Source organism: Streptomyces sp. NBC_01276, from assembly GCF_041435355.1.
Taxonomy (GTDB): Bacteria; Actinomycetota; Actinomycetes; order Streptomycetales; family Streptomycetaceae; genus Streptomyces.
Map to the genome: position 1 here is coordinate 1,230,858 of NZ_CP108442.1, position 21,567 is coordinate 1,252,424.

General features: G+C 74.6%; 19 protein-coding genes. 8 read left to right on the plus strand and 11 right to left on the minus strand.

Annotated elements, in window-relative coordinates:
* The first annotated feature begins 80 nt into the window (after positions 1-80).
* Entirely contained in the window at positions 81-656 is a 576-nt protein-coding gene (locus tag OG295_RS05140) for an NUDIX hydrolase (protein WP_371675764.1), read from the plus strand.
* Here OG295_RS05140 and OG295_RS05145 read toward each other — a convergent pair.
* The 4 genes from OG295_RS05145 to OG295_RS05160 all read right to left on the minus strand — a co-directional run bounded on the left by OG295_RS05145 (position 622) and on the right by OG295_RS05160 (position 5,975).
* On the minus strand, positions 622-1,284 hold the full coding sequence (locus OG295_RS05145; RefSeq protein WP_371675765.1) for a GPP34 family phosphoprotein: 663 nt from the start codon (positions 1,282-1,284) through the stop codon (positions 622-624). The genes OG295_RS05140 and OG295_RS05145 overlap by 35 nt on opposite strands.
* Positions 1,285-1,364: 80 nt before the next feature.
* Positions 1,365-3,347, minus strand: a complete 1,983-nt coding sequence (locus tag OG295_RS05150) for an MDR family MFS transporter (protein WP_371681113.1) — start codon at positions 3,345-3,347, stop codon at positions 1,365-1,367.
* A gap of 201 nt (positions 3,348-3,548) precedes the next feature.
* Positions 3,549-4,904 (minus strand): 6-phospho-beta-glucosidase, encoded by a 1,356-nt coding sequence (locus OG295_RS05155; RefSeq protein ID WP_371675766.1) that lies wholly within the window; start codon positions 4,902-4,904, stop codon positions 3,549-3,551.
* 198 nt (positions 4,905-5,102) lie between these two features.
* On the minus strand, positions 5,103-5,975 hold the full coding sequence (locus OG295_RS05160) for a helix-turn-helix domain-containing protein (protein WP_371675767.1): 873 nt from the start codon (positions 5,973-5,975) through the stop codon (positions 5,103-5,105).
* A gap of 334 nt (positions 5,976-6,309) precedes the next feature.
* Between OG295_RS05160 and OG295_RS05165 the strand changes: the two genes are divergently transcribed.
* From OG295_RS05165 to OG295_RS05175, 3 genes are all read left to right on the plus strand, one after another.
* Positions 6,310-6,978 (plus strand): helix-turn-helix transcriptional regulator, encoded by a 669-nt coding sequence (locus tag OG295_RS05165; protein WP_030234847.1) that lies wholly within the window; start codon positions 6,310-6,312, stop codon positions 6,976-6,978.
* 64 nt (positions 6,979-7,042) lie between these two features.
* Positions 7,043-7,600, plus strand: coding sequence for a toxin-antitoxin system, toxin component (locus tag OG295_RS05170; RefSeq protein WP_371675768.1), 558 nt, complete (start codon positions 7,043-7,045; stop codon positions 7,598-7,600).
* Positions 7,597-8,778 carry an MAB_1171c family putative transporter gene (locus OG295_RS05175; RefSeq protein WP_371675769.1) on the plus strand — a complete coding sequence of 394 codons (1,182 nt, stop codon included), beginning with the start codon at positions 7,597-7,599 and terminating at the stop codon, positions 8,776-8,778. The genes OG295_RS05170 and OG295_RS05175 overlap by 4 nt, the downstream gene beginning before the upstream one ends.
* 42 nt (positions 8,779-8,820) lie before the next feature.
* Here OG295_RS05175 and OG295_RS05180 read toward each other — a convergent pair whose 3' ends face one another.
* The 3 genes from OG295_RS05180 to OG295_RS05190 all read right to left on the minus strand — a co-directional run bounded on the left by OG295_RS05180 (position 8,821) and on the right by OG295_RS05190 (position 11,062).
* Positions 8,821-9,597 carry a hypothetical protein gene (locus tag OG295_RS05180; protein WP_356223592.1) on the minus strand — a complete coding sequence of 259 codons (777 nt, stop codon included), beginning with the start codon at positions 9,595-9,597 and terminating at the stop codon, positions 8,821-8,823.
* 42 nt (positions 9,598-9,639) lie between these two features.
* The gene (locus OG295_RS05185) at positions 9,640-10,221 is read right to left on the minus strand and encodes a hypothetical protein (RefSeq protein WP_371675770.1); all 582 of its coding nucleotides are present in this window, start codon (positions 10,219-10,221) and stop codon (positions 9,640-9,642) included.
* Positions 10,222-10,555: 334 nt separating this feature from the next.
* The gene (locus tag OG295_RS05190) at positions 10,556-11,062 is read right to left on the minus strand and encodes a MarR family transcriptional regulator (RefSeq protein WP_371675771.1); all 507 of its coding nucleotides are present in this window, start codon (positions 11,060-11,062) and stop codon (positions 10,556-10,558) included.
* 307 nt (positions 11,063-11,369) lie between these two features.
* Between OG295_RS05190 and OG295_RS05195 the strand changes: the two genes are divergently transcribed.
* Genes OG295_RS05195 through OG295_RS05205 form a run of 3 tightly spaced genes read left to right on the plus strand, consistent with a single transcriptional unit; the run spans position 11,370 to position 14,020 of the window.
* Entirely contained in the window at positions 11,370-12,014 is a 645-nt protein-coding gene (locus OG295_RS05195; protein ID WP_371675772.1) for a dihydrofolate reductase family protein, read from the plus strand.
* Positions 12,015-12,065: 51 nt separating this feature from the next.
* Positions 12,066-13,370, plus strand: a complete 1,305-nt coding sequence (locus OG295_RS05200) for a sensor histidine kinase (protein ID WP_371675773.1) — start codon at positions 12,066-12,068, stop codon at positions 13,368-13,370.
* Entirely contained in the window at positions 13,358-14,020 is a 663-nt protein-coding gene (locus tag OG295_RS05205; protein WP_371675774.1) for a response regulator, read from the plus strand. The genes OG295_RS05200 and OG295_RS05205 overlap by 13 nt, the downstream gene beginning before the upstream one ends.
* A gap of 35 nt (positions 14,021-14,055) precedes the next feature.
* Here the strand turns inward: OG295_RS05205 and OG295_RS05210 are convergent, their stop codons facing one another.
* The 4 genes from OG295_RS05210 to OG295_RS05225 form a co-directional block, all read right to left on the minus strand.
* Positions 14,056-14,475 carry a hypothetical protein gene (locus OG295_RS05210; protein WP_371675775.1) on the minus strand — a complete coding sequence of 140 codons (420 nt, stop codon included), beginning with the start codon at positions 14,473-14,475 and terminating at the stop codon, positions 14,056-14,058.
* A gap of 130 nt (positions 14,476-14,605) precedes the next feature.
* Entirely contained in the window at positions 14,606-15,859 is a 1,254-nt protein-coding gene (locus tag OG295_RS05215; RefSeq protein WP_371675776.1) for a glycosyltransferase 87 family protein, read from the minus strand.
* A 198-nt stretch (positions 15,860-16,057) separates the two neighbouring features.
* Positions 16,058-17,773, minus strand: coding sequence for a methionine--tRNA ligase (gene metG / locus OG295_RS05220; protein ID WP_371675777.1), 1,716 nt, complete (start codon positions 17,771-17,773; stop codon positions 16,058-16,060).
* Between the two features lie 329 nt (positions 17,774-18,102).
* The gene (locus OG295_RS05225; protein WP_371675778.1) at positions 18,103-19,719 is read right to left on the minus strand and encodes a hypothetical protein; all 1,617 of its coding nucleotides are present in this window, start codon (positions 19,717-19,719) and stop codon (positions 18,103-18,105) included.
* A gap of 594 nt (positions 19,720-20,313) precedes the next feature.
* On the opposite strand from OG295_RS05225, the gene OG295_RS05230 reads away from it, so the two are divergent.
* Positions 20,314-20,916, plus strand: coding sequence for an RNA polymerase sigma factor (locus tag OG295_RS05230; protein ID WP_371675779.1), 603 nt, complete (start codon positions 20,314-20,316; stop codon positions 20,914-20,916).
* Positions 20,917-21,567 lie beyond the last annotated feature (651 nt).

A 21,567-nucleotide genomic window follows, 5' to 3' on the forward strand; every position in this document is an offset into this window, starting at 1 on the left:
ATGTCCGATTCCGTGCGCTCGTCGGCTTACGGGCCGGGCCGGGTTTGACAAACGATCGGGCGCCACCGGCAAATGGAGCCATGGCTACCGAAGAGCGGGCCGCCGCGAAGGCTCCGGCCGTACGGGCCGTCCCCCGACCCAACGCCGTGGTGGGCGTCGGGCTGATCGTCCTCGGCCCCGACGGCCGGCTGCTGCTCGGTCAGGCGCACGACGGCCGGTGGGAACTGCCGGGCGGCAAGGTCGATCCCGGGGAGGGCTTCGAGCAGGCCGCCGCGCGGGAGCTCGCCGAGGAAACCGCCCTGCGGGCCGCGCCCGGGGCCATCGAGGTGCTCGCGGTGCAGATCGACGCGGGCTCCGGCCTGACCAGGCTGACGGCCGCCGCCCTCACCCGGTCCGCCGAGGGCAGCCCCACCGTCACCGAGCCGCACAAGATCGCGCGTTGGCAGTGGTTCGCCCCGGCCTCGATCCCCTCCGCCCTCTACCCGCCGACGGCCGCCGTGCTGCGCAGCTGGCGCCCGGACCTCCCGATGCTGCCGCACGTGCCCTCGTACGACTACCCGACCGGCCCGGCCCCGACGGCCCCGACGGCCCCGCGGACCACCGCTTGGGACACCCCGCCGCTCAGACCGCCGTGGAGGCGGCCATCACCACCGTGACGGCGGCCACCGCGGCCTGCATGTCCCGGATGGCCGCGCGGACGCCCTCGCCCGCCCACTGCCCGGCGGCTATCTCCCCCATCCGCGGCGCCACCTGCCGGGCCGGCCGGCCCGGGAAGGCGAGCCGGTGCAGCTTGGCCGTGTGCAGCAGGGCGATGAGACCGGCCGTACGCCCGTCGGGGTCGGCGCCGTCCAGGACCACGGCCCCGAGCCGGTCCCTCAGCTCGCGCTCCGCGGTGGCGTCGGCCTCGGGGTAGCGGCGCTGTGGGAACACCCCGAGCACCTTGTGCACCTCCGACCCGACGATGCCCCGCTCACAGAGGCCGTCCAGCGCGGCACCGACCGCCTTGGCGTGGTCCTTCGTCAGCCAGTCCGTCACCCGCCGCTTGCTGCGGCCCCGCAGCCAGGACTCGATCATCAGGATCCGGCCGTCCAGCAGCCGCACCCCGGTGGGGGCGGTACTGCGCAGTTCCAGGTACTTGCCGGTCACCGAGACCCGCTCCGCCATGACCAGTTCGAGGAGTATGCCCCCCGCGGCGGCCCAGCCCGCCGCCTGCCGCTGACCCGCCGCCCCGGACACCCCGTCCAGGGACAGCAGCACGACCTCTTCCGCCAGTGTGATCGCCATGAGCGGTACCCCCCGCCTTGCCCGTACGCGACGCCCTTCGCCGGGAAGGACGACCGGCGACCGCCGCGAGTTCCCCGGCACTACCCCCGCTGGACCAGCCGTGGCGCGAAATTGCCGTCGCGCAGGTCCTCCGCGAGCAGCCGCTTCGCGATCGCGTCTGCCGCCACCCTCAGTTCCGCGCTGCGCGGCCGTCCCCGGTCCTTCTCCAACTGGTCGCCGAGCCACTGCGCCCACGCGGCGGAGATCACCCCCGCCTCCCGCTCCCCGCCCGAGGTCAGCGCGAAGTAGCCGTCGTGCCGCGCCAGGTAGCCCTCCTCGGTCATCCGGTCGAAGACCGGCAGCAGCACCTCGGGCGGGACCGACCGGCGCGCCGCGATCAGGCCGAGCCCGGCGTGGCCGACCGTCCGGGTCAGCAGGTCCACCTGCATCACGGCCCATGCGCCCGCGATGTCCAGCCGCGTGTCGGAGCCCTCGACGATCGCGCGCGCCGTGTCCTGCCCCATCCCCCTCACGATCTGGCCCACGGCCAGCTCCAGCAGTTTGGCCGAATCCCCCGAGGCCGTGGCCGGCGAGGCGAAGCCGTCGCCCATGTCCGTGGACGCGGCCCGCGCGGTGTCGCGCAGGTGGACCTCCTTGAGGAACAGCGCGACGACGAAGCCGACCAGCGCCACCGGCACGGTCCACAGGAACACCGTCTGCAGCGCCTCGGTGTACGCGTCGACGATCGGGCCGGCCGCCGCCGGGTCGAGCCCGTGCACCCCCTGCGGGCTCTGGGCCGCCGCCGCCAGCGCCGCCGGACCGGCCCCGGTGGCGCGGGCGGCCTCCGCCACGCCCGCCTTCAGCGCCGGCTCCAGGCTGTTGGCGTAGATGGTCCCGAAGACCGCGGTCCCGAAGCAGCTGCCGAGCGTACGGAAGAAGGTGACGCCGGACGTGGCGGTGCCGAGGTCGGCGTAGTCGACGGTGTTCTGCACCGCGATCGTGAGCACCTGCATGCACAGGCCGATGCCGACGCCGAGAACGAACATGTACAGGGATTCCAGCCAGGCGCCGGTCTGCGGCCCCATCCGCGACAGCAGGTACAGGCCGACGGCCATGACCGCGCTGCCCACGATCGGGAAGATCCGGTAGTGGCCCGTCTTGCTGGTGACGTTGCCGCTGAAGACCGACGCGATGAGCAGGCCGATGACGAGCGGCAGGGTCCGTACGCCCGAGACGGTGGCCGAATCCCCGTCCACGTACTGGAGGTAGGTGGGCAGGAAGGTCATCGCGCCGAGCATGGCGAAGCCGACGATGAAGCTCAGCACCGAGCAGACCGTGAAGACGGGGTTGCGGAACAGCCGCATCGGCAGCATCGGTTCGGCGGCCCGGGTCTCCACCAGGCAGAACAGCGCCAGGGCCAGCGCGCCCCCCGCGAACAGGCCGATGATGACCGGGGAGTTCCAGGCGTACTCGTTCCCGCCCCAGCTGGTGGCCAGGATCAGCGCGCTCGCGCCGGCCGCGACGAGCGCGATGCCCAGGTAGTCGATCACGGGCCGCCCGGCGGCCCGCACCGAGGGGATGGTCCGGGCGGCCGCCACGACCACCAGGATCGCGATCGGGACGTTGACGTAGAAGGCCCAGCGCCAGCTCAGGTGGTCGGTGAAGAATCCGCCGAGCAGCGGCCCGATCACCGTCGCGACGCCGAAGACGGCACCGATCGCGCCCTGGTACTTGCCCCGTTCGCGCAGCGGCACCACGTCGGCGATCAGCGCCATCGAGGTGACCATCAGGCCGCCGGCGCCGACGCCCTGCACGCCCCGCCACAGGATGAGCAGGGTCATGTTGGAGGCGAGGCCGCACAGGAAGGAGCCGGTGATGAAGACGATGGCGGAGACCTGGAAGACGAGCTTGCGTCCGAAGAGGTCGCCGAACTTTCCCACCAGCACCGTCGCGACGGTCTCCGCGAGCAGGTACGAGGTCACCACCCACGACATGTGGGCCGCACCGCCCAGGTCCGCGACGATGGTCGGCAGGGCGGTGCCCACGATCGTCTGGTCGAGCGCGGCCAGCAGCACGCCCAGCATGATCGTGCCGAAGACGACGTTGCGCCTGCGCCGGTCGAGCACGGGGGGCGCCCCGGCCGGGGCGGGAGCAGTGGTCACTCTCGCACTGTCACAGCGGACCGCCGCCCCCGCATGCCGCAAGCCGCCGTACGGGTGGGCCGCCCGCGCGCGAACCCCGGCCGCGGCCCCGCCCTCGCCCCGCCCCGTTCCCCCTCCCCGGCGTCAGCGCAGGTAGCCGAGCCCCGGGTGCTCCGTCGCGTATCCGTCCAGCAGCCGCCGGGCCACGGTCACGGAGTCCACCAGCGGGTGCAGGGCGAAGGCCTTGACGGCATCGGCCCGCGCACCGCTCGCCGCGGCGGCGAGGACCTCCCGCTCGGCGGCCTTCACCGAGGTCACGAGCCCCACCGCGTGCAGCGGCAGCGGGTCCACGGCGACCGGGTGGGCCCCGTTGGCGTCGACCAGGCAGGGCACCTCGATCACGGCGTCCGCGTCGAGCACCGACAGGGTGCCGCGGTTGCGGACGTTGAGGATCAGGGTGGCCCGCTCGTCCCGGGCGATGGCCCGCATCAGGGCGAGGGCCACCTTCTCGTAGCCGCCGGACTCCAGGTCGCTCTCCTCGCGCTCCCCCACGCCCGCCACCTCGCGGTTCTCGGACATGTACGTGGCCTCGCGCTCGGCCCGGGTCCGGTCCCAGGCGGCGAGCGCCGACCCGGGCGGCCCGTCCGGCCGTCCGGTCTCGGCGTAGAAGGCGCGCTGCTGGTCGCGCAGGAAGGCGCCGCGCGTCCGCTCGGCCTCCTGGTACGCCCGCACGGTGTCGCGGTTGAAGTAGTAGTAGTGGAGGTATTCGTTGGGGATCGCGCCGAGGGAGCGCAGCCAGTCGGCCCCGAAGAGGCGGCCCTCCTCGAAGGACTCCAGGGCCTTGTCGTCGGCCAGCAGCCGGGGCAGCTCGTCCCGGCCGCCCACCCGCAGGCCGCGCACCCATCCGAGGTGGTTGAGGCCGACGTAGTCGATCCAGGCGTCCTGGGGCCGGGCGCCGAGCAGCCGGGCGATCCTGCGGCCGAGCCCGACCGGGGAGTCGCAGATCCCGATGACGCGGTCACCGAGCACCTCGGCCATGGCCTCGGTGACCACCCCGGCGGGGTTGGTGAAGTTGATGACCCAGGCCTCCGGGGCCGCGCGGGCGATCCTGCGGGCGATCTCGCGCACCACGGGAACGGTCCGCAGCCCGTACGCGATCCCGCCGGCGCCGACCGTCTCCTGGCCCAGCACGCCCTCGGCCAGGGCGATCCGCTCGTCGGCGGCCCGGCCCTCCAGTCCGCCGACCCGGATGGCGGAGAAGACGAAGTCGGCCCCGCGCAGGGCCTCGTCGAGGTCCCCGGTGGCGGTGACGGCCGGGGCGTCCGCCGCGCCCGTCGCCGCGGCCTGGTCGGCGAGCACCCGGGCCATGGCGGTGAGCCGGCCGGGATCCTCGTCGTACAGCGTCACGTGGGACACCCGGCCCTCGCCGCGGTCCCCCAGGAGTGCTCCGTAGACGAGCGGGACGCGGAATCCGCCCCCGCCGAGGATGGTCAACCGCACGCCCCTACCGCCCTTCCGCCGTCACGACCGGTGCCACGGACCACGACCGCGCGCCGGGCGGGAGTCCGCCCCGGCGCCGCAGCGGATGCCACGATCCGTGACATCCGCGCGATGACGCCGATCGTGGCATCCGCCCGGCGGCACCCCCGCCGGGGGTCCCGCGGCACACGCTTCAGGGCACCAGTGTCCCCCGCCCGCTCAGTCCACCGGCGACGGCACGGCCCGCAGGCGGGCCCCCTGCTGCTGCGGGAAGCCGGTGACACCGCGCACCGGACCCGTCCGCAGGCCCTGCGGGGCGGAGAGCACCAGGGTGATCCGGGTGAGTCCCATGCCCTCCAGCATTCGGCTGGATTCCGCCACCATGCGGCACCGCACCACGCCCTGTCCGGGGTCGGGATGACGGACCGTCCGGACGGCGCCGTCCTGTTCCGCGGCCGCTTCGCCGTGGGCGCTCAGCCAGTGCGGGACCCCGTACCGGTAGGCGGCCTCCATGAACGGGTCACGGGCCACCTCCTGACGGATGCTCCGCAGCCCCTCGTCGTCCGGGGCCGCGCCGAGCGCGGTGGCGAACTGCGCCAGCAGCGGTACGCACCAGGCCGGTTCGTGGTCCTCCAGCACGGCCGCGGCGTCCGGGTGGAAGAGCACGAAGCGCAGGAAGTTGTCGTCCGGCAGGGCTGTCGGATGCGGCCTGACCGACTGGAACAGCCGGTCGAAGGCCGAATTGGTGAGGGCCACGTCCCACCGGTGGTCCACCAGGAAGGACGGGTAGGGGACGGCCTCCATGAGGGCCGCGTAGTCGCACAGGTAGTCGCGCTGGGCCGGATCCTGCGGCAGCCGGTTCTCCTCGGCCGCGCGCCAGGTGGGCGGCGGGTCCCGGTCGACCATGACCCGGAAGAGCCAGAAGCACTGCCGCTCGCTCATCTCCAAGGCCTCGGCCAGGGCGAGGAGTTTACGGTCCGTCCATTCCTTGACGAGCCCGCGCTCCCAGTTCCCGTACGCCCGCACACTGATGCGCAGTCGCGACGCGAGGTCTTCCTGGCTCAGGCCCAGTTCCTCGCGACGCTGGCGCAAAATCTCCTTGCGCCGCTCCGACCGCACTGCGCCACGGGCGGACTCCTCGCCCGCCAGGCGTTCCTCACCGGCTCGGACGAGGCCATCAGACGGGCCCACCGCTGCGAGATGTGGCACCGAGAGCTCCCCCTCCTCACGGTCTGGATCTTCATTTCCGTGTGGCGATCCTGCTACCGACTTCATTCGAGTGTCAACTATTGTGGCAATTCCAGCCTTGCGACAGCTCATTCCCGCCACAGCTGTGGCAAGTTCTAGCTCTCCCAAAACAAACCGGATAGATTCCCTGAGGCCGACCACGTGCCCACTGACCTCGCGCGATCTAGGAGAACCACTGGTGACAGACGGCTTCCCGGCTCCCGTCGCGGTGGCCAACGCGCCCCTGGCAGCGACCGTCACGCGGGTCGCCGAACTCGCGAATAAATTGGGCCGCGCCCGGAACCAGGTCTTCGACCTCCGGCGGCTCTCGGAAGCCTCCGGGGTCCCCGCCGACGTGATCAAGACCCTGCTCGACGGGCGCCCGGCCGGCGAACCCGATCTCCAGGCGCGTTTCCTCCAGCGCCTGGACCTGCTCCGGCGGACCCGGGTGAAGCCCAACGGGCGCCGCTACACCCAGCAGGAGATCGCGGACGGCGCCGGAATGTCGCGGCAGCAGGCCGGCGCCCTGATCAACGGCGACCGCCGCCCCACCATGGAGCACTGTGACGCCATCCAGCGCTTCTTCGGGGTGCACGCGGGCTTCCTCACCGCCCACGACGCCGACGCCCTCACCGACGCGCTCCAGCGGACCGAGCAGCAGCTGCTCCAGGACTTCGCGGGCCGCGAGCGGCAGCCCGTACCGGCCGAGACCGCTTCGGCGGGCGATCCGCTGGCAAGACTCCTGCAGAACCACGGCGTACGCGGCATCGCGTGGCGGGCCGCCCAACTGCCCAGCGACAAGCACCGGGACAAGGTGACCGAATGGCTGGACATGCTTCTCGAAAGCGTCAAACCGAACGAATCATGACCCAGTCGAAAGTCTGGATCTGATCCTTGAGTCCTGGTCCGGATCCGCGCCGACGGGGAGAACGGTGAGCATAGGCAGAGCACAGCGGCGTTTGTGCGGGGAGCTGGTGGCCGGCATCAAGCTGCCCGCCCCCGTGGAGCCCCTGGACCTCTACGCCGCCCTCTGCGAGGGCATGAGCCGGCACCGCGCCCGCCCGGTGGAGTTCCGCATGGCCGCCTTCCCGCAGGGCACGGCCAGCGGCCTCTGGCTCGACATGGCGGACCGCGATCTGGTGGTCATCGAGGAACGCACCGCACCCGACCACCAGCTGGTGATCCTGGGCCACGAGCTGTGGCACATGAAGGCCGGCCACTGCAGCCACCACGTCGACGGCGCCGCCGTCGCCGCCCGGCTCCTGGCCGACGGCGCCGACCTCGGCGAGACGGTCCGCAGCGTCGCGGCGCGCACCCGGGCCGACGTCCAGGAGGAGACGGACGCCGAGACCTTCGGGCTCCTGCTGGGCAGCAGGTGCCGCACCTGGCTCGCCGGCTCCTCCGGCCTGCGGGCCCCGGCCCAGCGCGACGAACTGGCGGGCCGCATCGAAACCTCCCTCGGCTACCGGGGGCACAGGAACGACCGTTGAACGGACAGGACTACTACATCCCGGCAGCCGCGATGGCGGTCTCCCTCGTCTGCAAGCTGCCGGCCCTGCGCGCACACTGGCGCGATCCGCTCCTGAGGTCCGTCTGCGTACTGCTGGTCCTGGCCACCGCGGTGTTCACCTTCGCCGCCCCGCCCACCATCGAAGCCGTCAACCGCTGGACCGGGATCCCCAACTTCTCCGCCCCGCTGGTGTACTGCCTGATGACGGCCTTCAGCGCCTCGTGCCTGGTGCTGATGTTCAACTGGCGCGGCGGACCGCCGCAGGAGATCCGGCGCACCTCGGCGCGCCTGATCATGGGCTACTCCGTCGTGGTCGTCGCGATCGTGGTGTTCTTCCTCCTCGGCGAGGCGTCCGTCGAGCGGCTGCGCGACTTCGACACGTACTACGCCAACACCCCGTACGTCCGCCTGGTGATCGTCTCCTACCTGCTGGCGCACAGCGTGGCCGCCGCGACCATGGTCGCCATGTGCTGGCGCTGGTCGGTCCAGGTCCACGGCTGGCTCAGGGCCGGGTTGGTGATCATCGTGTCCGGGTACTCCATCAGCCTCACCTACGACGCCACCAAGCTGTCCGCGGTCTGCGCGCGCTGGGCCGGTCACGACCTGGACTTCCTGAGCACCTACGTGGCCCCGCCCCTGGCCTCCACCGCGGCGCTGGTCAGCGCGGTGGGCTTCGTGCTGCCCCTGGTCTGCCAGCGGGTGTCGGACAGCTGGCAGACCTGGACCACGTACCGGCGCCTGGGCGCGCTGTGGCGCGAGGTGCGCAGCACCGCCCCCGGCGGCAGTCCCTGCGTGCGGATGTCCTGGTGGTCCCCGGCCGAGATCCGGGTGATCCAGCGGGAGTCCGACATCCACGACGGGTTCCTGCGGCTCGGCCCCAGCTTCGACCGCCGCCACCGCGACTCCGCCTACGAGCGGGCGCGCGCGGCCGGCGCGGACGAGGAGACCGCCCGGGCCGTCGCGGACGCGGCGATGGTGGCGGCCGCCGTCCGGACGAGCTCCGCCGCCCCCGGGGGGACGGCGGACGGCGGGACGGACGGGGACCGGGTGCTGGTGACGGCCGACGGTCCGCGCGACCTCGTCCGCATCTCCGACGCCCTGCGGCACTCCCCGCTGGTGGCCGCGGCCCGGCACCGGGCGGCCCCGGCCGGGGGCTGACCCGGGCCGGGACCGCGCGGGAGCCCCCGGTGTACGAACCCCTCAGCGGGAGGCGGTCACCGTGACGGCCGGGAACAGGTCCTGGAAGGGCCCCGCGGAATCGGTCCCGTCCCGCCCGTACGGGGCGTCGAAGCTCCAGACCATGAAGAGCAGGAACACGATCAGCGCGCTGAAGAGGCCCGCCAGCAGCAGTTCCCGGCCGGAGCGCCGGATCTGCAGGGTGAAGATCAGCCCGATGGTGACGAGTCCGCCGACCACCAGCCCGACCCAGACCACGCTCGGCAGGGTGGACTCGTCGCTCTGGGTGCGCGAGTGGCGGGCGTCGTCGGCGGCCGCGATGTGGTCGAGCAGCGGCTGGTAGGCCTGTGCCTGCAGCTCGTTCGCGGGGCTCTGGTGGGTGACGTCGCCGCGCAGCTTCCCGAGCAGTTGCGCCCCCTCGTCGGAGGCGCCCTGCCCGGAGACCAGCCGCGGCCAGTCCACGTTGACCGTGTGGGAGACGTACGCGTCCACCTCGCCGCGGATCCGGTCGCGGACGGGCGCCGGGTAGACGTCGGCGCGCTGGGTGACCTCGTAGAGGGACTGCGCCTCGCGGCGCACGCTGTCCTCCGCCCCGCCGCGCGCCTCCCAGACTCCCGCGATGGCCAGACCCAGGACGATCGCGTAGACCACGCCGACCATCATCGTCATGTACTCGATGACGTCAGGGGTTTCGCTGGTGTCCTCGTCGGCCGCGACCCGGCGGTGCCGGATCGCGGTGATGGCGAGGACGACGGCGCAGACGAGCGCCATGGCGATGGCCAGGACCAGCCATTCGGACACGAGAAATCTCCCGTTCGTGGGTGCGTGGGTGCATGGGGTGCGTCAGCCGCGGCTCTTGGAGCGGGGGCGCAGCGCGGCGGCCGCGAGCACGGCCGGGGTGGTGACCACCACCATGAGCATCATCGTGCTCAGGCCGTTCGGGCCGCGCCGCTCCAGGGCCGCGGAACGGTACGGGCGCACGTGGAAGGCGCGCGCGGGCGTGGCGGCCCTCACCGGAGGCGGGGCGGGAGCCGCCGCGGGGACCGGCTCCGGTCCGGGTCCGGGCGCCGGCGGAGCCGGGGGCGGCTGCGCCGGGGCGTCCGGCACCGGGACGTCGGGCGCGGGCGTCCCCGGAAGGCCGGGGGCCTCCCCGGGGTGGTGCACGGTGGGCCGCTGCACGCCGGGCAGGGTCACCCGCACGGAGGGAACGGCCACGGGCGGCCCCGGCACCTCGGGCGGCGGCGGGCCGGGCGGGCGCACCACGGGCGGCTCCGGATGCCCGCCCGGCACGCACACGTCCACCCGCGCCCCGTGGCCGTGACCGTGGCCGTGGCCGTCGGTTTCGCCCGCGACCGCCACGTGGCCGTGCAGGGGGCAGAGCACCGCCACCAGACCCGCCCCGGCGAAGTACTGCCAAGCCGTCACCGCGCTCCTCCCGATTCGGCAGCCGATATGAGGGTTACGGCTGAAGAAACGATCAAGGCGCCGGTTCGACACGCGGCAGAAAGGTCAAGATCCGCCCTCGGAGGGTGACTTCGGGACGGCGGGAAGGACGCGGGGTCGCCTGATCGCCCGTCAGGCCGGTCCCGGAGGCCCCGGTCGGTCGGATCCGCCCCACGGGCGCAGGCGCGGGCCCCGCGGGCGCGGGCGCAAGCCCCGCGGGCGCAAGCCGGCCTCCGGGTCGGCCCACCGGTCCTGCCCGACCCGTCCGCCCACCCGTCGGCCCACAGCTCGGCCCCGGCAGGCCACCGGCGGGGAGTCAGGCCCCGTCCGCGCGCTCCACGTTGGCGATCATCGTGCGCAGCACCCGGAGCGCGGCGACGTACTCCTCGTCGGCGATGCCCTCGTGGACCACCGCGCGCAGTTCGGTCACCACGGCCCTCACCCGCGCCCTGGCCGCCTCGCCCGCCCCGGTGAGGTACAGCCGCTGCCCGGCGTCGACGCACAGCCATCCCCGGTGCACGAGCCGGTCGACGACCCGGGCGATCTCGTCCGGCCCGTCCGCGAGCGGCGTCAGCTGGACGACGGCCTCCGTGCGGGTGGGAGCCGCCGGGCCGCCGTGGACGCGGTTGAGCACCCAGTACTCGGGCTGGGTGACGTCGATCCGGGCCAGGGCGTCGCGCAGGTGACGGGTGACCTTCGCGTGGGCCAGGCCGCTCCAGTAGCCGATGGGCTGGGTGGCCAGGGCCTCGTCGGTCGCGGCCGGGTCTGCGGGGGCCTGGTCTGCGGGGGCCTGGTCTGCGGCCGGGCGCGTCGCGGATGTCATGGCCCCCACGCTAGCCGCCGCAGTCGGCGCGGCCCTCGGGTCGCGCCGGAGCCCCGTCCCGGGTTGCGCCCCGGTACGCGCACCCGCGTCGGGGACCCCCGACACGAGGATCCGCAGGGCGGCCTCCGAGCGCGAGTCGGCCTCCGCCGCGCACGCGATGAGGGTCCGGTCAGGGGTTCCCGAACCGCCCGAACCTCATGAGTCCGGACACCGCGTGGCCCGGTTTCCGATCGGTCACGGACGCGGCGATGAGTTTTCCCCGCCCGGAGAGTCTCACTGCCGTCGTCCGACAACACAGGAGGAACGCGTGGCTCAGCTCTTGAGGGTCCAGAACTTCAACGTCTCGACCGACGGCATCGGTGCCGGCGAGGATCAGAGCTTCGAGAATCCGTTCGGCCATGTCGATCCCGGGAGGCTGTTCGCCTGGGCCGGCGCCACGGCGAGCTGGCCCATGCGTACGGATCCCGGGGGCAGCCGGGGCCTCGACGACCACTTCACGCGGGACTACGCGGTCAACATCGGTGCCGAGATCATGGGCCGCAACAAGTTCGGGCCCCAGCGCGGGCCCTGGAACGACCACGAGTGGCGCGGCTGGTGGGGGGACGAGCCCCCGTTCCGCACCCCCGTGTTCGTCATGACCCACCACCGGCGTCCGTCGTTCTCGCTCTGCGACACCACCTTCCACTTCGTCGACGGCGACCCGGCCACGGTCCTGGAGCAGGCGCGGGAGGCGGCCCGGGGCAAGGACGTCCGACTCGGCGGCGGGGTCACGACCGTCCGGGCGTTCCTCGACGCCGACCTCGTCGACACCCTGCACGTGGCGGTCTCGCCGGTGAAGCTCGGGTCCGGACTGCGGCTGTGGGAATCACCCGATGAACTGCTCGACCGGTTCCACCTGGAGGTCGTGCCCAGCCCGAGCGGCGTCACGCACCACCTGTTCTGGCGCAGGTGACCGTTCCCCGGGCCCGTCGGCCCGCGCGCCACAGCGCTTAGGCTGGGGCGCATGTCCGGTGCCACCACCCCGCTCCCCGCTCCTCCGGTGGCCGTGTGGGCGGTGGGGCGGCGGCCGTGGCGGTTCCTGCGGTCCTGGTGGCCGTGGCGGTGCTGGGCGTACCTGGGCAGCGGGTTCCCCCTCGGGTACGCGGTACTGGTCGCCCTGGTGCTGCTCGTGGGCCTCGGGGTGGTGCTGGCGGTCGCCGGGGTCGGACTCCTGCTGCTGCTCGCCGCCGTCGCCGGTGCCGTGCCGCTGGCCGAGCTGGAGCGGCGCAGGCTCCGGTGGGTCGAGCCCGCTCCCGTCGCCGATCCGCACACCTCGCTCGCCGGGGCCGGCGCCGCCGCCTGGCTGCGCACCCGGCTGCGGGAACGGGCCACCTGGCGGGAGTTGGGCTACGCCGCCCTGCTGGGGGCCGTGTTCGGCGCGGCCGGTTTCGGGGTGCTGGCGCTGGTGGCGTTCTCGCTGCTCCTCGTGGTGTCACCGGTCGTCGTGTGGGCGCTGGCCCCGGAGCCGGTGATGCTGATACCCGGCCGGGCCGTGACGGGGCCCCTGGAGGCGCTGGGCGGGACGGCCGCCGGGCTGGCGGGGCTGGTGCTCGCGGCGTACGCGGGGGCGCTGATCGCCGGGGCGCAGGTGAAGACGGCCCGGCTGCTGCTCGGGCCGCGCGAGGAGGACGGCCGGGTGCTGGAGCTGACCCGGTCGCGGGTCCGGCTGGTGGAGGCCTTCGAGGCGGAACGGCGGCGCATCGAACGGGACCTGCACGACGGCGCCCAGCAACAACTGGTCGCCCTCAGCATGACCCTGGGCCTCGCGGAGCTGCGGCTGCGCGGGATCCCGGACGCGGCGGAGGCCACGGCCCTGGTCGGCCGGGGGCGCGCCGAGGCGAAGCTGGCGCTGGAGCAGCTGCGGGACCTGGTGCGCGGCATCCACCCCCAGGTGCTGACCGACCACGGCCTGGCGGCGGCCGTCGCCGAGGTGGCGCTGCGCCATCCCGTCCCGGTCACGGTGGACCTCGGCGGCCTGCCGCGGCTGCCCGAACCCGTGGAGACGACCGCCTACTTCACCGTCACCGAGGCCCTCGCCAACGCCGCCAAGCACAGCGGCGCGGCGCACGTCGGCGTCGCCGGTAGGGTCGAGGGGGACCGGCTCACTCTCACCATCACGGACGACGGCCGCGGCGGGGCCGATCCCGGCGCGGGAGCGGGCCTGGCGGGTCTCGCGGACAGGGTGGCGATGTTGCAGGGCAGGCTGACGGTGTCCAGTCCGGTGGGCGGTCCGACGGAACTGCGCGTGGAGGTCCCGTGCTCCGTGTGATCCTCGCGGAGGACTCCGTGCTGCTGCGTGCCGGCCTGACCGAACTGCTGGCCCTCGGCGGCCACCGGGTCCTCGCCGCCGTGGGCGACGCCCCCGCCCTCCTGGAGGCGGTGGAGGCCGAGCGGCCCGACGTGGTCGTCACGGACGTCCGGATGCCGCCCGGACTGAGCGACGAGGGGCTGCGGGCCGCGCTCGAACTGCGCTCCCGGGACGCCTCGTTGCCGGTCCTGGTGCTCTCCCAGTACGTGGCGACGGCGTACGCGGCCCAGCTGTTCACCGGCGCGTCGGCGGCCGGGCTGGGCTACCTGCTCAAGGACCGGGTCGGCGAGGTGACCGAGTTCCTCGACGCCCTGGAACGGGTCCACGGCGGCCAGACGGTCATCGACCCGGAGGTGGTGCGCGTCCTGCTCGCGCGGCCATCGGCCCCGGACCGTCCGCTGGCCCGCCTCACCCCCCGCGAGCGCGAGGTGCTCGCGCTGATGGCCGAGGGGCTCAACAACCAGGCCCTGGCGGCCCGCCTGTTCATCACCGAGGCCTCCGTCGTCAAGCACGCGGGCAGCATCTTCACGAAGCTGGACCTGGACCCGACGGAGGGCAACCGCCGCGTCCTGGCGGTCCTGGCCCACCTGCGCGGGCTGGAGGCCGCATAGGGGACCGGGCCGCCGCGCGGCCCGCCCCGGTCGCCTCAGTCGAACGGGTCGATCTCGACGTGCCCCGGGGAGGCCGAGCAGACCTGCCACGTCTCGCCCGTGCGGTGCAGGTCGAGGGAGTGGGCGACGGCGGGGCCGTCGCCGGGCCTGAGGTCGATGTTGACCGTGGCCTCTCCGCCGCCCTCGGTGGAGGAGATGATCCGGTGCCCGAACCGCGCTCCGTGACGGCGCAGTTCCGCCGCCGGGTCGGCCGTGCCCGCGCAGGCGCCCGGGGGTGCGGCGCCGCCCGCGCCGACGGTGTCCAGGTACGCGTCCACGGCACGGTGCAGCGGGCTGCGGGCGGGATCGCCCGCCCGCACCGCCGCCGTCACCCCGACGGCGGTCGCCGCCAGGATCAGCAGCACACCCCCGACGAGCACCACCCTGCCGGTGCGGACCGGCCGTCCTGCGAACACGATGCCTCCGTGGGCCCGCCGAGAAGTCCTTGTCCCCTGGGGGACGCGGTACGGCCCGCAGCCGTTCCCCGGCGAGCGGTGCGGCCTCGGGGCGCCGCAGGTGGAACCGCGCGGTCCGCCCACGCCGGGGTCACCGTGCGCGCAGCGTTCCCCCGGAGCGCCCGGCCCCCTCGCCGGCGGCCGATGAGCGGGCCACGACCCGCGAGGGGCCGCCGGTGGCCGGCGGGGTCGCGCAGCGCGCCCACACCACGAGCAGCAGCGGCAGTGCCAGGTAGCCGAAGCGGCCCGCCGGGGCCAGCAGGAAGGCCAGGGTCAGCCCCAGCGCGAGCCGGTCGGCGGCGGCGACGACCGTGCGCGGCGGGCGCGCCCACAGGGAGAGCGCCACCCCCAGTCCGGCCAGGGCCAGCAGGGCCACCGTCGCGTACCAGCCCCACGGTCCGAGTCCGGCGAGCAGGTGCCCCGGCAGGGGACTGCTCGCCGGGGTCGGCACGTCCGCCCGGCCCGTCGGGAAGGCGAAGACCTGCCGCCACAGTTCCGCCGGCTGGAGCAGCACCCCCGGGAGCACCAGCACCGCCGTGCCGGACACCGCCACCGCCGCGCAGCGCACCGCCGCCCGCGGGCCGCGACAGGCCCCGAGCACGGCGACGGCCACCGCCACCGCGGGCAGCGCGGTCCACTTCATGGCACACGCCGCCGCGAGCGCCGCCCCGGCCACCGCCGGACGGCCGGAGACGGCCGCCGCGAGCGCCAGGCAGCACAGCCCCGCCAGCGGCAGGTCCACCCCGCTCACCACCAGCGGAAGGGCCACCACCGGAGAGGCCACCAGCAGCGGGAGCAGCGGCGAGGGGCGACTGCCGAGCATCCGGCGGCCGGCCCACAGGGAGGTGAACAGGGCCGCCGCGCACCACATCCGGGCGTCGCCGAGGAGGCGGACCGCCCAGCCGTCGCCGCCGCCCAGCAGGGCGCGGGGGAGGCCGAGGAGGGCCGTGCCGGGCAGGTAGGGGGTGTACTCCTCGACTCCGGAGGGCCGGTCCACGTAGAGGCGGCCGGAATCCAGCAGGAGCCGCCCGGACCGTTCGATCACCCCCACCTCCGACTGGCCCTGACCGGTGAGGACCAGGTACAGCAGCGGCAGGACGACGGCTCCGGTCAGGGCCGCGGCCAGCGCCGAGCGCGGGCGGCCCACGGCGGTGGCCCCGGCGGCCACCAGGTATCCCGCGGCCGCGCAGCAGCCCCACAGCCGGTGCGGGCCGAGCGGGGAGAACAGGGGGAACGCCAGCGCCCAGACGGCCGCGAGCAGCCAGCCTGCGGTCCACCGGACGGTGGACGAGGCGGGCAGGAGACGGGGGGCCACGGGCGGGCGCGGGCGGGCGGAAGGGGTCATGGACCCATTCCAGCCGCGCGGCCCCCCTCGGGTCTGCACGCCCAGGCGGAGCCTTCGTGGTGGGGTTTTCCCTACCCCGGCGGGTCCCGGGCCGGATCCCTCGCCCCGGCCGGGCCCGCGGGCCGCGGCCGCCGTGCACGCCGAAGGGCGCGACCTCGGCGGGTCGCGCCCTTCGGGGAGCCGTTGGCGGCGGGGCCGTCAGGCCTCCGGGGAACCGCCGAAGCGCTCGCGGTAGGACTCCAGGTCCTCCTCGGTGATCCTCGCGAAGAGCACCGGCGGCACGGTGAACGGGGTCCCGGCCGGGACCGCGTCCAGCGCCTTGGCCTGCTCCGGGGTCACCCACACCGCCGTGTCGTCCGCGAGGTCGAACGCGGAGCGCATGGCGCGCGCGGAGGCCGGGATGAAGGGCTCGGAGACCACCGAGTAGAGGTGGATGAGGTTCATCGCGGTGCGCAGGGTGAGGGCCGCGCCCTCCAGGTCGGTCTTGACCTCCAGCCAGGGGGCCTTCTCGTCGAGGTACGCGTTCCCGGCCGACCACAGGGCGCGCAGCGCGGCCGCCGCCTTGCGGTACTGGAGGGCCTCCATGTGGCCCTCGTACTCGGCGAGGAGCTCGGCGATCTGCTCGCCCAGCTTGGCCTCGGCCGCACCGGCGGCGGTGCCCGCGGGGACCTCGTCGCCGAACTTCTTGCGGGAGAAGGTCAGCACCCGGTTGACGAAGTTGCCGAGGGTGCCGCCGAGGTCCTTGTTGACCGTGGCGGCGAAGTGCTCCCACGTGAACGACGAGTCGTCCGACTCGGGCGCGTTCGCGATGAGGAAGTAGCGCCAGAAGTCGGCCGGGAGGATCTCCAGCGCCTGGTCGGTGAAGACGCCGCGCTTCTGCGAGGTGGAGAACTTGCCGCCGTAGTACGTCAGCCAGTTGAAGGCCTTGACGTAGTCGACCTTCTTCCACGGCTCGCGGGTGGCCAGCTGCGTGGCGGGGAACATCACCGTGTGGAACGGGACGTTGTCCTTCGCCATGAACTGGGTGTAGCGGACGTCCTCGGCCTCGTACCACCAGGCCTTGTAGTCGCGGTTCGCCGGGTCCAGGTCGGCCCACTCCTTGGTGGCGCCGATGTACTCGATCGGGGCGTCGAACCAGACGTAGAAGACCTTGCCCTCGGCGGCCAGTTCGGGCCACGTGTCGGCGGGCACCGGGACGCCCCAGTCGAGGTCACGGGTGATGGCGCGGTCGTGCAGGCCCTCGGTCAGCCACTTGCGGGCGATGGAGGAGGCGAGCTGCGGCCACTCCTCCTCGTGCTCGGCGACCCAGGCCTCGACCTCGTGCTGGAGCGCGGACTGGCGCAGGAACAGGTGCTTGGTCTCGCGGACCTCCAGCTCGGTGGAGCCGGAGATGGCCGAGCGGGGCTCGATCAGGTCCGTGGGGTCCAGGACGCGGGTGCAGTTCTCGCACTGGTCGCCGCGGGCCTTGTCGTAACCGCAGTGCGGGCAGGTGCCCTCGACGTAGCGGTCCGGCAGGAAGCGGCCGTCGACCGGCGAGTAGACCTGCCGGATCGCCCGCTCCTCGATGAAGCCGTTCTCCTGGAGCCTGCGCGCGAAGTGCTGGGTGATCTCGCGGTTCTGCTCGGAGGAGCTGCGGCCGAAGTAGTCGAAGGACAGCTCGAAGCCGTCGTAGACCGCCTTCTGGGCGTCGTGCGCCTGCGCGCAGAACTCGGCGACCGAGATCCCGGCCTCCTTGGCGGCGAGTTCGGCGGGGGTGCCGTGCTCGTCGGTGGCGCAGATGTACAGGACGTCGTGGCCGCGCTGGCGGAGGTACCGGGAGTACACATCCGCCGGAAGCATCGACCCGACCATGTTGCCCAGGTGCTTGATCCCGTTGATGTAGGGAAGCGCGCTGGTGATCAGGTGTCGAGCCATCCTCGGATGCTCCATTCGTTTCATTTGTACGGGTTCATGCGTAACGGCGTGCCGTGACGGATTGTGATGCGGTTCATCGTATCGAACCGCCGAAAGGGCACGCGCCCGCATTTCGTCCGGGTGGACGTGACGCAAAAACAGCGAGGGCGGTGACCTCTCCGTCACGGCCCTCGCAATGGGCCCATGCTACAGCCGCGGTACGGGGCCCCCGACCGGTGTCCGGGGGACGGGCACCCCGCGCCGGGCGGCGCCCGCCCGGCCGCGCCGGGTGCCGCTTCCGAGCCCTCCGGGTGCGGCGTCCGCCCCCGCCGGGTGCCGCCGGCGGCCCCTCAGTCGCGGCCGCCCGCCCCTCCGTCGAGGGCGGTGATCCGGGCGCCGCCGGTGAGCCGGCCCGTCAGGGAGACGGGGGCGCCCTCGGGTCCGGCGGGGGCGGTCAGGCTGCGGCCGTTCGCCTCCGCCCGGACGGCGCCGCTCGCGGTGAGGGCGGCGACCTCGCGGCTCCCCGCGGCGAGCTGGTACCAGCGGCCCGCTGGGGAACGCCACCGGGTGCCCACGAGGAGGTGCTGGCCGAAGCGGCCGCAGGCGGCCGTGGACCGCGCCCGGACCACCTCCTGAGGGGGCCCGGCGGGCGGGCGCAGCCGTACGAGGACGTCGCCGGGGCCGGCCCAGCCGGAGGCCCGGGTACAGCTCCAGGTGGCCCGGCCCGCGCCGTCGGGGAGTTCGGTTTCGGCGAAGTCCCAGACGTTCACGGCCCGGACGCCGCCGCCGCTCAGCTCGCGCAGCCCGCAGGCGCCCGGAGCCCAGGCGGCGCGGGCGGCCGGGCCGGTGGCCTCGCGGGGCTGCCGGGCGGGCACGGCGGCGGGGCCGTCGGGGAGCGGGGTGTGGGTGAGGTGGACGGGGGTGAGCCCGCCCAGGTCGGCCAGGACGAAGGAGTGCTTCTCGACGATGCGCCGGGAGGACGTCAGTTCGAGCGCGGGCCAGGCGTCGCAGGCCCCGGTGCCACGGGGGACGGCGGCCGGGGCCGTGACCCCGTCGGCGGCCACGGCCAGGGGCCGGGCCGGGTCCCCGGCGCGGAGCAGGTCGACGGTGGCGGCGGTGGCGATCCAGGGCGCGAGCAGGTAGCGCGCGGCCGGGCCGGCCCGGTCCCGGGTCAGGGCGAGGGCGGCCGCGGTGGTGACGCCCGCCTCGTCGGTACGGGCGAAGTCGAGGGTGCGCGGGCCGCGCGGGCCGCGCGGGGTCTCGGTGTAGCGCACCACGCGGTCGCCGTCGAGCAGGACCACGACCACCGTCGCGGGGCCGGGCCCGTCCCCCGGCCCCGCGACGGCGGCCGCTCCTCCGGGCGCCTCCGCTGCGGTCGCCCCGGCCGTCGACGCCGCCGCCGTGCCCGCCGCCACACCCGTCCCCCGCTCCGCGCCGGGCACGTTCCCGGCGTACAGCAGCTGGGGCGGGTGCCCCGGCGGATCGGTCGGGGTGCCGGGCGCGGCCGTCGTCCGGACCCCGCCGGGCCGGGCCGCCCAGGCGCCCAGGGCCCGGGTGAGCAGGGCCCGGTCGCCGGTCCGGGCGCCCCGGGCGGGCCAGGCGGTGAAGTCCACGCGGGCGGTGTCGGCCCAGGCCCCGGCCGGGACCCTGCCCAGCCGGGCGGGGTCGAGCACCCCGGCGGCGACCGGTCCGGCCGACGGCGCCGCTTCGGTGCGCGGGGGCGAGGAGTCGGCCGCGAGGACCCCGTAGACCAGGGCCGGCACGGCCGCCGCGGCCCACCCGGCACGGACCCCGCGACGGCGGCGCAGCAGGTCGGTGGGGCGGGCGCTGACCACGCTGGCGTCGAACTCCGGGTTCCGCAGGGCCGGCAGGAGCGTTTCCCCCACGGGTACGGCCAGCGCCTCGCGCACGGCGTCCGCCGCTCCGGCCGCGCCCGCGGACCCGGCCGCGCCCGCCGCGCCCAGCACCCGGGCGACCGCCTCCTCGGGCAGTCCGTCGATCCGGTGCAGGACGAAGGCGGCCCGGACCGGGCCCGCCGGGGCTGTCGGGGCCGCCCGGTCCGCCGGGGTCGCGGCCGCCGGGCCCTCGGGGCAGGGCGTGCTGGACGGCGCGATGCGCGAGGAGGACCCGGGTGTGCCGGCCCAGGGAGGGCGGGAGGGTCACGTAGGCGAGGCGGACCAGCCGGGGGTACTGCTCGACGAGTACCGCCTCGGCCCGTTCGAGGGCCGTCCGCCCCGGGGGCGCGGGCGGCGCCGGGTACGGAGGGGACACGGGCTCGGCCGGCCGGCCGGGCTGCCCGGAGCCGGAACGCGGTGTTGTGGCCACGGTCGGACAAACGAGTGAATCATGGGATGGTCACACGCCGTGTCCGCGGCGGGCGCCCGCCGCACGTCCGCCCCGCGCTCCGGCATATGCGTACGCACTGGCCGGACCGCCGATCGGTCGATATCGATCACCAATCGATCATCACCAAACGTAATATTTCCAGGTTTCTTCTCTGCGCCCTCCGAGTGCGCCCGCGCTGCTTCCATGGACCCGCACAGGGGATGAGGTGGGGAACGGTGAGCGATGGCGGACCGGAGGAGTCCGGCGGGGCCGTGGGACTGCCCAGCCGCAGGCGGCAGCCGACGCCCATGAGCCAGTGGGATCCGACCGCGCGCCTGTCGTACTGGGCCTTCCACGCCAACCGGCGGCCCGCGTACATGCGCTTCGCGTACCTCCAGCTCGGCTCCGACACGGCCGCCGAGGACGCCGTGGACGCCACCTTCGAATCGATCATGAACGAGTGGCTCCGCATGCTGCACATGGACCGGCTCGACGCCTACGCCTGGACCGTCCTCAAGCAGCGGATCGTCGACTGGCAGCGGCGCCGCGACCCCCGCCACCACCGGCCCGAGCCGATGGACACCAGCGCCTTCGAGGCGGCCCTCAAGGAGGCCCACGCCGATCAGTACGAGGTGCTCACCGACACCATCCGCTTCTACTCGGCGGTCTCCCGCCTCGCCGAGCGCCAGCGGGACGCCGTGATGCTGCGCTACGGACTCCAGTGCACCCCCGGCGAGGCCGCCTCCGTGATGGGCGTCGACGAGGCCACCGTCCGCTCCCAGCTCGGCCAGGCCCACCGCCGCCTCGCCCGGCTCCTCGACGCGTCCGCCGGATCATGAGGCCACGCGGGACCGACGCCGACGGCGCCCCCGCGGGATCCCCGCGCGCGCTGGCCGAGTTCCTGGCACGGGCGGGCGTGCGCGACCGCTACCCGCACTACGACCTCGGCGCGGCCGAGTCCCGGCTGCTGCGCGCCCCGCGCGCCCCCGGCGCGACCGCGGCGACGGTCAGGAACCGGCGCCGCCCCTTCGGGTGGAGCGACCCGGCCCGGGACTGCCCCCTCGACGCCGAACGGGCGCGCCGGGACCTCAAGGCCGCCTGCCTCGCCGTGGTCTGCGACCCGCGCGCCGCGCACGACCTCGGGCGCTTCACCGACGGCCGGCACAGCGACCTGCCCGGGGCGGTGGTCTTCGGCTGTCTGCTGCACCTCGCGGGGCTGCGCGAGGGCTCCCGCTTCTGGTGGCAGTTCGCCGCGGGCTCCGGCAGCCCCCGCACCGCCCCCGCCGCGTACTGCCTCTTCCTCGACCACTCCCGCCGCGGCGAACACCACGACGCCCGGCTCTGGGCACGGGAGCTGGGGCGGCGGGGATTCCGCCCCGGCGGCCGCCGCGAGCTGCGCGAGGTACGGCTGTGCGCCCAGGCGGCCGTCCTGCGCTACGTGGACCAGCCCGACGACCCCGACCTGGGCCCGGTGCCGCTGCCCCGGGCGG

What these genes read in the sequence shown, in the direction of transcription:
- OG295_RS05140 (WP_371675764.1), top strand. Translation starts at nt 81, where the DNA reads ATGGCTACCGAAGAGCGGGCCGCCGCGAAGGCTCCGGCCGTACGGGCC.
- OG295_RS05145 (WP_371675765.1), bottom strand. Translation starts at nt 1,284, where the DNA reads ATGGCGATCACACTGGCGGAAGAGGTCGTGCTGCTGTCCCTGGACGGG.
- OG295_RS05150 (WP_371681113.1), bottom strand. Translation starts at nt 3,347, where the DNA reads ATGCTGGGCGTGCTGCTGGCCGCGCTCGACCAGACGATCGTGGGCACC.
- OG295_RS05190 (WP_371675771.1), bottom strand. Translation starts at nt 11,062, where the DNA reads ATGACATCCGCGACGCGCCCGGCCGCAGACCAGGCCCCCGCAGACCAG.
- OG295_RS05200 (WP_371675773.1), top strand. Translation starts at nt 12,066, where the DNA reads ATGTCCGGTGCCACCACCCCGCTCCCCGCTCCTCCGGTGGCCGTGTGG.
- OG295_RS05215 (WP_371675776.1), bottom strand. Translation starts at nt 15,859, where the DNA reads ATGACCCCTTCCGCCCGCCCGCGCCCGCCCGTGGCCCCCCGTCTCCTG.
- metG (WP_371675777.1), bottom strand. Translation starts at nt 17,773, where the DNA reads ATGGCTCGACACCTGATCACCAGCGCGCTTCCCTACATCAACGGGATC.